The sequence below is a fragment of the uncultured Streptococcus sp. genome (assembly GCF_963521865.1).
Taxonomy (GTDB): Bacteria; Bacillota; Bacilli; order Lactobacillales; family Streptococcaceae; genus Streptococcus.
This window is the reverse complement of the sequence record NZ_CAUQWY010000046.1, coordinates 1-9,879: the sequence shown is the minus strand read 5'-3', so window position 1 is coordinate 9,879 and position 9,879 is coordinate 1. Positions and strand designations below refer to the sequence as shown.

Genomic DNA, 9,879 nt, shown 5'->3' with positions numbered 1-9,879 from the left:
TGTCCCAGTCAACCTTTGCAGGGGAAACTTGGTATGATATGGTCTGGGAAGCTAATACTCTTCGAAAATCTCTTTAAACCATGTCAGCTCTATCTGCAACCTCAAAACAGTGTTTTGAGCTGACTTCGTCAGTCTTATCTGCAACCTCAAAACAGTGTTTTGAGCTGACTTCGTCAGTCTTATCTACAACCTCAAAACAGTGTTTTGAGCAACCTGCGGCTAGCTTCCTAGTTTGCTCTTTGATTTTCATTGAGTATAAAAAATAAGCCAGAAAAGTATGCTAGGTTGCTTTTCTTTCGTTTTTAAGATATAATATTATGGATTGTCAACGAGGAGGAAAAACTTTTGAGTGAAAAATCAAGAGAAGATGAAAAATTAAGCTTTAAAGAGCAGATTTTACGAGATCTAGAAAAATCAAAAAGTTATGATCAGACTCTAGCAGGAGATGAAAACAGAGCTTCTATTCCTACAAGTGGACTGTCTGCTGAGGAGTTGATGGCTGATTCCTTGTCAGCGGTAGAAAATATTATAAATAATGCTCCAGCAGTTCCTAGTCATCCGAGTCAGGATGCTCTAGCAGTTCCTAGTTATCCGAGTCAGGATGCTCCAGTGGCTCCTAGCCATCCAAGTCAAGATGTTCCTGCTTCACCAGCCAATGAGAGCGGACCAAGACCAGGACCAGGTTCTGTTAGACCTAATAAAGTCGAAAGAGAATATAATGAAACCCCAACAAGGGTAGCTGTGTCCTATAAGACAGTAGAGAAAAAAGAAGAACAGGCACGTCCAGAAGCACCGACGCCTGTTACAGAAACAGTGGACATCATCAGTGATACACCACGCCGTAGCCGTAGAGAAGTAGCAAAACCAGTTAAGTCTAAGAAAGAGAAGAAATCTGGATTCAAGGCCTTCTTCATTTCTTTACTGATTTTTCTTGCCTTACTTTCGGCAGGTGGTTACTTTGGTTATCAGTATGTGCTGGCTTCATTAGAACCAGTTGATCCTACTTCAAAAGAATATGTAACAGTTCAAATCCCTGAAGGAGCCAGTGTTCAAGAAATTGGTTCAACTCTTGAAAAGGCAGGTTTGGTGAAACACGGCATTGTCTTTGGTATGTATACTAAGTACAAGAATTATTCAGATTTGAAGGCTGGATATTACAATCTGCAGAAGAGCATGAGTACGGATGACTTGATCAAGGAATTGCAAAAGGGTGGTACAGCTGAAGCACAAGAACCTGTACTAGCCAGCTTGACGATTCCAGAAGGCTACACGATTGATCAAATTGCCCAAGCGGTAGGTCAATTGCAAGGTAACTTTAAAGAGCCTTTGACTGCGGATGCTTTCTTGGCTAAAGTTCAAGATGATAACTTTATCAGTCAAGAAGTTTCTAAATATTCAAACTTACTAGAAAGCTTGCCTACAAAAGAAAGTGGAGCTCGCTACCGTTTGGAAGGTTTCCTCTTCCCAGCTACCTACTCTATCAAGGAAAGCACAACTATTGAAAGCTTGATTGACGAGATGTTGGCAGCCATGGATAAGACCTTGACTCCACACTATAATACAATTAAGTCTAAAAACTTGACAGTTAATGAATTGTTAACCATTGCTTCATTGGTAGAAAAAGAAGGAGCGAAAACTGACGATCGTAAGATGATTGCAGGTGTCTTCTACAATCGTTTGAATCTTGGTATGCCTTTACAAAGTAATATTGCTATTCTCTATGCTGAAGGAAAACTTGGTCAGAAGATTAGTCTTGCTGATGATACTGAAATTGATACAACCATCAATTCTCCGTATAATGTTTATATAAACCAAGGTCTGATGCCTGGACCAGTAGATAGTCCAAGCGCGGATGCTATTGAATCAAGTATCAATCAAACTAAGAGTGATAACTTATTCTTTGTAGCAGATGTTACAGATGGCAAGGTATACTTCGCTACGAACAAGGCAGATCATGACCAAAATGTTGCACAACATATCAATAATAAATTAACGCAATCAAGTAGTTCAAACTAAAATTATGTGGTTTTCCACATAATTTTGTTTTAAAAAATAAAGTAAAAGAAAGTTGAGAAAAATGGCAGAAAAAACATATCCTATGACACTTGAGGAAAAGGAAAAACTAGAAAAAGAATTAGAAGAATTGAAATTGGTTCGCCGACCAGAAGTGGTAGAACGTATCAAGATTGCCCGTTCATACGGTGACCTTTCAGAAAATAGTGAGTATGAAGCAGCTAAGGATGAACAAGCCTTTGTCGAAGGACAAATCTCTAGCTTGGAAACAAAAATCCGTTATGCTGAAATCGTCAATAGCGACTCTGTTGCCCAAGACGAAGTCGCAATTGGTAAAACAGTGACTATCCAAGAAATTGGTGAGGACGAAGAAGAAGTTTATATCATCGTGGGTTCAGCTGGTGCGGATGCCTTTGCAGGTAAGGTTTCAAATGAAAGCCCGATTGGACAAGCCTTGATTGGTAAGAAAACAGGTGATACAGCAACCGTCGAAACACCTGTGGGTAGCTATGATGTAAAAATCTTAAAGGTTGAAAAAACAGCCTAATGATTAAAGGGAGTAGAAGGAGGGAAACGCCCTGATTACTCCCTTTTAGGTTTAAAAAGAATTGGAGACTATATGAGTTCAAAAAAGAAGCAAAATAAGATGGAGCGTGGTCTGACCAATCGTCACGTACAGGTTATGGCCATTGCTGGAACTATTGGAACAGGCCTCTTTCTGGGGGCTGGTCGTTCTATCAGTTTGACAGGACCTTCGATTGTTCTAATTTACCTGATTACAGGAGCTTTTATGTTCCTTATGATGAGAGCGGTCGGAGAAATGCTCTATCAAGATCCTGAGCAACATACCTTTATTAACTTTATTACTCGCCATTTGGGTAAGGGCTGGGGACATTTTGCAGTCTGGTCTTACTGGCTATCCGTTGTCTTTATCGGTATGGCGGAAATCACAGCTATCTCTCACTATGTTCAGTTCTGGTTTCCTTCGTGGCCTAGTTGGTTAATTCAAGTTGGATTTTTAACTGTTTTAGGTTTGGTCAATCTAATAGCTGTTAAACTTTTTGGAGAAGTTGAATTTTGGTTTGCTATGATTAAGATTGTAGCTATCCTTGCTATGATTGTGACGGGTATCTTTATGGTTCTAACAGGTTTTGAGACACCTCATGGAGTAGCTAGTTTAGCCAATATTACGGATAATTTCTCACTCTTCCCTAATGGTGGTGTCAACTTTGTTATGGCTTTCCAGATGGTCTTCTTTGCCTACCTCATGATTGAGTTTATTGGGGTAACGACTTCGGAAACAAAAAATCCACGTCAGGTCTTGCCAAAGGCAGTTAAGGAAATTCCTTTACGTATTGCCTTTTTCTATGGAGGTTCTCTAATTGCCATTATGGCGATTATTCCGTGGCGAGATCTAGCTTCAGCAGATTCACCATTCGTTACGGTATTTGAACTAGCAGGTGTCAAATGGGCAGCAGCCTTGATTAACTTTGTTGTCTTGACGTCAGCAGCATCAGCTCTGAACTCAACCCTCTACTCAACAGGGCGTCATTTGTATCAAATAGCTCAGGATTTGCCAAATCCTCTCTTAAAAGCGATCAAAGCAGATACCTTATCTCGTTATAATGTTCCTCAAAATGCAATTTTGGCCTCAACTATTTTAATTGCGACAGCTGCTTTTATCAATGTCCTACCAGGAGTTTCGGACGCCTTTGCCTTGATAACAGCTTCTTCATCAGGTGTTTATGTAGCTATTTATATCTTGATCATGGTGGCTCACCTTAAATACCGCAAGTCACCAGACTTTATGGAGGATGGCTATCTTATGCCCCATTATCGTTTCTTAAACCCGTTAACCATGCTCTTCTTTACCTTTGTCTTTGTAACCCTCTTTTTACAAGAGTCTACCTTTGTAGGAGCAATCGGTTCAGCTATCTGGATTATCGGATTCGGAATTTATAGCCAGTGGAAATTTAGAAAATAGATTTGAAACTCATCAACTTAGGTTGGTGGGTTTTTCGTTATACTCTTTAAAAATATCCTTATACTCAATGAAAATCAAAGAGCAAACTAGGAAGCTAGCCGTAGGTTGCTCAAAGCAGTGCTTTGAGGTTGTAGATAGAACTGACGAAGTCAATAACATATCTACGGCAAGGCGAAGCTGACGTGGTTTGAAAAGATTTTTGAAGAGTATTAACTAATGTTAGCATTACTTAGGGTTAGGTTTGCTCTGTAAAGAAAATTTAACAAAAATTTAATATAAAAACACTTGACAATTTTCGGGGGGGGGGGGGGTAGAATGATTGTGTAAAATTATGCATAAAACAAAAGGTTTTTATATATTATTATATTAGTTTTTTTGTCAATGCTAATGAAACAATTATAGAAGTAAGGATGTGAATGATAAAATGGTAAAGAAATGACCCTGGTATGTAGGGGACTTAAAATATCATAAAATAAGTGAATCAGTTAGAAATCACGTATTGTAACGCTATATGTTTTTCGTACTTAGAGCCTTAAGCGAAATGAAAGTAGAGGAAAGGATCTATGAGATGAAGGAGAGCGAAAAATTAGTTGGAACTCAGACTGAGATGATTTAAAGAAGTAGAATAAAGAAATGCGAATATTAAATCTGACTCTACACTCAGTTGTTGCAAAAGAGGAAAGAACTATGGAAGATATAAAAAGAAGCCTTTTTGGATATAACAAAAAGGAAGTAGACGACTTAATCCTAAGTCTGGAAAGAGAAAATAATCGTCTCAAACAAGAACTGCTTGGAAAGACTGAAGCCGTTGAACAGTTAAATGCACAATTATATAAATATCACTCTCAAGAAGAGCTGATTAGTGAAGCTATCATTGATGCAAAAAAACTTTCAAAACAATTGTTAGACGAAGCTAAACAACAAGCAACAGAGATGATTGATGCAGCAAATAAATCCATCTCGGATGAGTTCGAACGCTTTAATCGAACAATGAAAACATTGAATGAACTTAAGAACAAAGTGATCGCACAGAAGACGGAGTTATCTAAGGAGTTACAAGAAGTTTTATTACGTTATAAAAGCGCTTTCGAGAACTCAGAAACAGAGGACTTTGTTCGTATCAAAGAACATTTAGAAGATGAGCTTACTCATTCAGAAGAACTGTTCGAAAATTCTAAGCAGATTATTTATATTCCTGATTTGAATCATAAAAACTAACATCAGAAATAAGGAAGGACATAAAAAACGTGAAAAAAGTGGAACAGCAACAAATATATTCTATTCGTAAGAATAAAGCTTATGGAGCAAGTTCAGTATTAATTGGTTTAATGGGAACTACTTTACTATTGGGAGGATTGACGCCTGCCGTTCAAGCAGAGGAGAATGATGTAAAACCAGAACCAAAACCAGTAGATGCATCAGATTCAGATGTGACCAATGCTTCAACAGTTGAGACGAATCATCTGATTATTACATCGTCTCAACCGAATGCAAGTGAGTCGAAACCAGAAACAAAACCGGCAGACAAACCGGAGTTGAAGGAAGATAATGCTCCGACAAACGAAACGAAACCACTTGATAGTACACCAGCTCAACCAAAAGAAGAAATAGTTGCACCAGCTAGTGTACATGCGGAAGCAAAACCAACTGAAGCGGGAACAACGGAAGCAAAACCAAGTGAAGAGACAGCTACTGCTAAACGTGCAGTGAGCATTGTCTATAAAGTACGCTATGTAGATCGTAAATCTCATAAAGTAGTTCATGAAGTAACGAAGACGAAAACAGTAGAAACTACTGAAGCAAAAGCAAAAGCTAGCGTCACAGAAAATGGTGCAGAACTGGCAAATAATAGTCAATTAGAAAACTATAATGTTCCAGAAGGCAATCCAACAACCTTTACAAAAGAAATTGTTGAGGGAGCAGACAATGTATTTGTATATGAAGTAGAAGGCTTTGGAGAAGCGGAAACACCTAAAGAACGTACCGCTGCTCTTAAAGATACGGTAGAATATATTGATAAAAAGTCTGGACTCGTCTTAGCAAGTGAAGAAAAGGAAGAAACAGTCTCTACAACAGAAACAGTAACGAAAGAAGAAGTAAAGGTTCGTTATGAGAATACAATGATTGAAATCAAAGCTTTAAATGCTGAAGCAGAACAATTATTGAAAAAAGTTCGTCCAAGTGAATTATCAAAAGCAGGTTTGCAAGCTACTTATCAATTAGCTAAACAAGAAGAAGCTGCTGCTCAAGTCTTATTATCAAAAGAAAACGTAACAAAAGCTGAATTACAATCAAATTTAGAACGATTGGAAACTGTTGTTGAACGTTTGTACTCTGAATTAAAAGCCAACGGACATTCTGGGAATGTTCGGTTTATGTTGGCGACGGGAACAGCAACTAATGAAGCACCATATATGACAATGGAACGGTATTTTGGGGATGAAAGGATTCGTGCTGACCGCGATTACAAATTCATAAAAGACGGTTCTACAGTAGAATTAAAGTATAAAATGGGACTCACAAACATTACTTCTGATGAAGTTGAACTAACTCCAGATGCTAAGAAATTAGGCTTTCGTTATAATGATGGAGGAAAAGATGACCGCTATTTAACCCAAACGCTTACTTTAAACAATACGGTTCCAAAAGGCATTTATACTATAGGCCTTCAATCTAAAACAAATCCTACTGTTAAGATTACAGCTAGACTAACGATAGAAGAACCGCCTGTTTATCGGTTGGCTGATAATGATGATAATAATAAAGAAGACAATTCTGTTGACTACGATATAGATAGCCATACAGCTTATATGACAGTAACTCCATTTGGTTATTTTTTATATTCTCGTGACAAAGCACAAACAATAGCGGATGCAACACCAGATAGCCCGCAATATACTTCTAATCTTTGGTTGACTTTACCAGGTCGTAGGAGTGAATATAGTATTGTAGGTAATACTGCACCTGTAACCATCACTAAACTAGAGCAAACCGGAGGTAGTCCAGGTGTTCAGGTCGAGCTTGTAAAAACTGGCCCCGTAACAGCAGATAATGTCTTTGACAATGGTTATTATAAAACACGAACCCCCTATCGTTTAAACTTTAAAAATCTTCCAGCAAAAGCTGGCACCTATTTTCTTGATTTTCAAGTGACGGATAATCTTGGTCGAGTAACCAATCATCATTTAAATATTGTTACTAGGGAAGTATCACAAACAATGCCATCTGGAACCTTTCTATCTGATTATTCTTTGTATAGTGGTAAGTATACTTTAACCAATGCTGATGTTATGTTTGATGCGGACAAGCTTTATCGCGTAACGAATCCAATTCCAGTGGCTGTGCCTATCTCGGATAAGGAGCAGAATCTAGGAAACTTGGTATTGAATAAAGCGAATGCGACTTTAACGGTTGATAGTAAACCTGATGGGGTTGAGATTACCCAAGATCCTGAAGATTCAACGAAGTATAAGATTGTTAAACAAAATGGTAAAACATTAACGACAGGAGTATATACTATTACTGCAACAGCAAAAGACGGACACTTTGGAGCCAATGTCCCAGCTCGTACCTATAAGTTTGAAGTGATGGATGGGTTAAATCCTATTTCCGATCAAAGCTGGCAAGAAGGACAAGCTATCCCAACTATTCCTGTTTCGATGACAAATGGTAGTAAGATTACGAGTCTATCAGTTGAGTCTGATGGAGGACATCTCTACCTAAGTCCTAATGCTGACAATACAGGTCTAACAGGTTATGCTTTAAAACATACAGATGCGCCACAAAGAGCGATTGTAACAGCTACTTATACCAATAATGAAGGTCAAAGCCGTCAGATTAAGACAAGCTTTACCTATACAGTTACCCCTCCACCAGTTTCTGATTTAACTTTATCTATAACGAATGATAAGCAAACAGTTTCAGAAGGAACTAAATTCGCAGATATGGTTGCAACAGCTACTGATGGCGCAACGGTTACAGTAGGAACACTGCCAGATGGTGTTTTGTATGATAGCAATAGCAAAACATTATCAGGCACTGGATTATATGAAGGACATTATGTGATTCCAGTTACTGCTACAAAAGATGGGGCTTCCATTACTAAAGTAGTCGATTTGACAGTAACGCCAGGAAACTTCAGTGTTCCAGAAGCTAGTTACACATTTACAGCAGGTAATGAGATAGCTCCGATTACACTTAAAATCCCTGCCAATGCGACAGTAAGTTCAGTTGGAGGTGCTTTACCTAGAGGTTTAAGCTGGTCTACGGACAGAAAAACAATCACAGGAACACCAACTCAAGTAGGGACATTCCAAACATATGCTTATGTATATAGAACTGATAAATCGGGGAATAACCAGTATGCCTATGCGTATGTCAATATCAAAGTAGAAAGTGTTCCTCTAAACTTTTCTATTCCTGATAATACAAAGACAGTAAAAGTTTTAGATGAACTTCCTCCTATTCGGTTACAAGCAGATGGAGCGGTGCTATCGATAGCTTCAGGCTCACTTCCTCCAGGGGTGAACTATGATGCGGCAACGAAAACTGTTTCAGGTACACCAACAAAAGTTGGTACTTATACAGCAACATTTACGGCAACGAGTCCGACAATTAGTGGTAATAAAACAGCGAGTGCAACATTAACGATTGATGTAACATCACGAGATTTAAGTGTTAATGTTACGAATAAGGAACAAGAAAAAACAGTTCTAACCGCTATAGACAATGTAGTACTAACTCCTTCTGACAGTAAAGCAAGATTAGAGGTAGATACAAGTAAACTTCCGCCTGGAGTTACTTATGATTCAGCTACAAGAACGATTTCCGGTACACCATCTAAAGTGGGAGAATACTTAATCCCATATAAAGCAACCTATACTGAAATGGGAGATGCATCTCCAGTTGCTGCTGGGAATATCAAAATTAAGGTTCGCCCACTCCCGGTAAGTATTAATGTTACAGAAAATAATCAAACAGTTCGAGTGGGTGAAACGATTAAAAATATGGTGGTTTCTCACAGTGAACATTCAGATTTAGGTGCTCGTTATTTAAGTGCGGATTTACCAGAAACAGACTTAGATTCTTATCTCGAATCAACTGCTGGACTGCATTATGACAGTGCAAATCGTACAATTAGTGGAACTCCAACCAAGCCAGGTGTCTATAAAGTTCGTTTAAAAGCCACATTAGATTCTGAAACATTAGGTAAAGGTAGTGCGGAAGAGATTATCACTGTAACGGTAGTAGATGACTCAGTATCGGATCCATTATCATTAGATATCAAAAATGCTCGTCAAATGATTGCGCTAGGAAAATCTATTCGTTCAATTACTTTCACAGTACCAGATGGAGCTACGCTTAATGTGGATACAACGAAATTACCTGGTGGAGTAAGTTATGATGAGTCTACTAAGACTATTTCAGGGACACCAACAGTAGATGGATCATTTGATATCCCGGTAACAGCTACAAAGGCAGGTAAATCAATAACAAAAGACATTACAATTGATGTTGTAGACTTAACGCCACCAACGTCGACAGTTAATGGTAAAGACGGCGAAACACCAAAAGTCAAAGTAGATCGTAATGAAGAGAGGAAAGAAACGACAGTTACGTTCTATAGTGACAAGAATGCCAATAATCAGTTTGACGAAGGAACAGATACAGTTCTAGGAACTACTGTCATTAAAGATGGTCAAGATGGAGCAAATGGACACGATGGACGTGACGGAAAAGATATCCTAAACGGTACAGCAAATCCAAATCCAACGGACGGAAAAGACGGCGACAAATACGTCAATACAACAACTGGCGATGTATTCGTAAAAGAAAACGGCACATGGACTCCAGCAGGAAACATCAAAGGACCGAAAGGTGAC

The 9,879-nt window shown here is 38.5% G+C and carries 6 protein-coding genes; 5 read left to right on the top strand and 1 reads right to left on the bottom strand.

The genetic code is table 11. The features are described from left to right. Window positions 1-73 precede the first annotated feature (73 nt). Window positions 74-250: a hypothetical protein gene (locus tag RWO85_RS08995; RefSeq protein ID WP_314415426.1), complete on the bottom strand. Its 177-nt coding sequence runs from the start codon at window positions 248-250 to the stop codon at window positions 74-76. Between the two features lie 95 nt (window positions 251-345). On the opposite strand from RWO85_RS08995, the gene mltG reads away from it, so the two are divergent. The 5 genes from mltG to RWO85_RS08970 all read left to right on the top strand — a co-directional run. Beyond that, on the top strand, window positions 346-2,016 hold the full coding sequence (gene mltG / locus RWO85_RS08990; RefSeq protein WP_314415424.1) for an endolytic transglycosylase MltG: 1,671 nt from the start codon (window positions 346-348) through the stop codon (window positions 2,014-2,016). Between the two features lie 61 nt (window positions 2,017-2,077). Beyond that, complete coding sequence (greA, locus tag RWO85_RS08985) at window positions 2,078-2,560, top strand: transcription elongation factor GreA (RefSeq protein WP_000818769.1); 483 nt, start codon at window positions 2,078-2,080, stop codon at window positions 2,558-2,560. A gap of 72 nt (window positions 2,561-2,632) precedes the next feature. Then, on the top strand, window positions 2,633-3,997 hold the full coding sequence (locus RWO85_RS08980) for an amino acid permease (RefSeq protein WP_314415422.1): 1,365 nt from the start codon (window positions 2,633-2,635) through the stop codon (window positions 3,995-3,997). A 687-nt stretch (window positions 3,998-4,684) separates the two neighbouring features. Continuing rightward, a complete protein-coding gene (locus tag RWO85_RS08975; protein WP_314415420.1) occupies window positions 4,685-5,215 on the top strand; it encodes a DivIVA domain-containing protein in 531 nt (176 codons plus the stop codon). A gap of 29 nt (window positions 5,216-5,244) precedes the next feature. Continuing rightward, a partial coding sequence (locus tag RWO85_RS08970; RefSeq protein WP_314415418.1) for a putative Ig domain-containing protein occupies window positions 5,245-9,879 on the top strand: 4,635 nt, incomplete at its 3' end.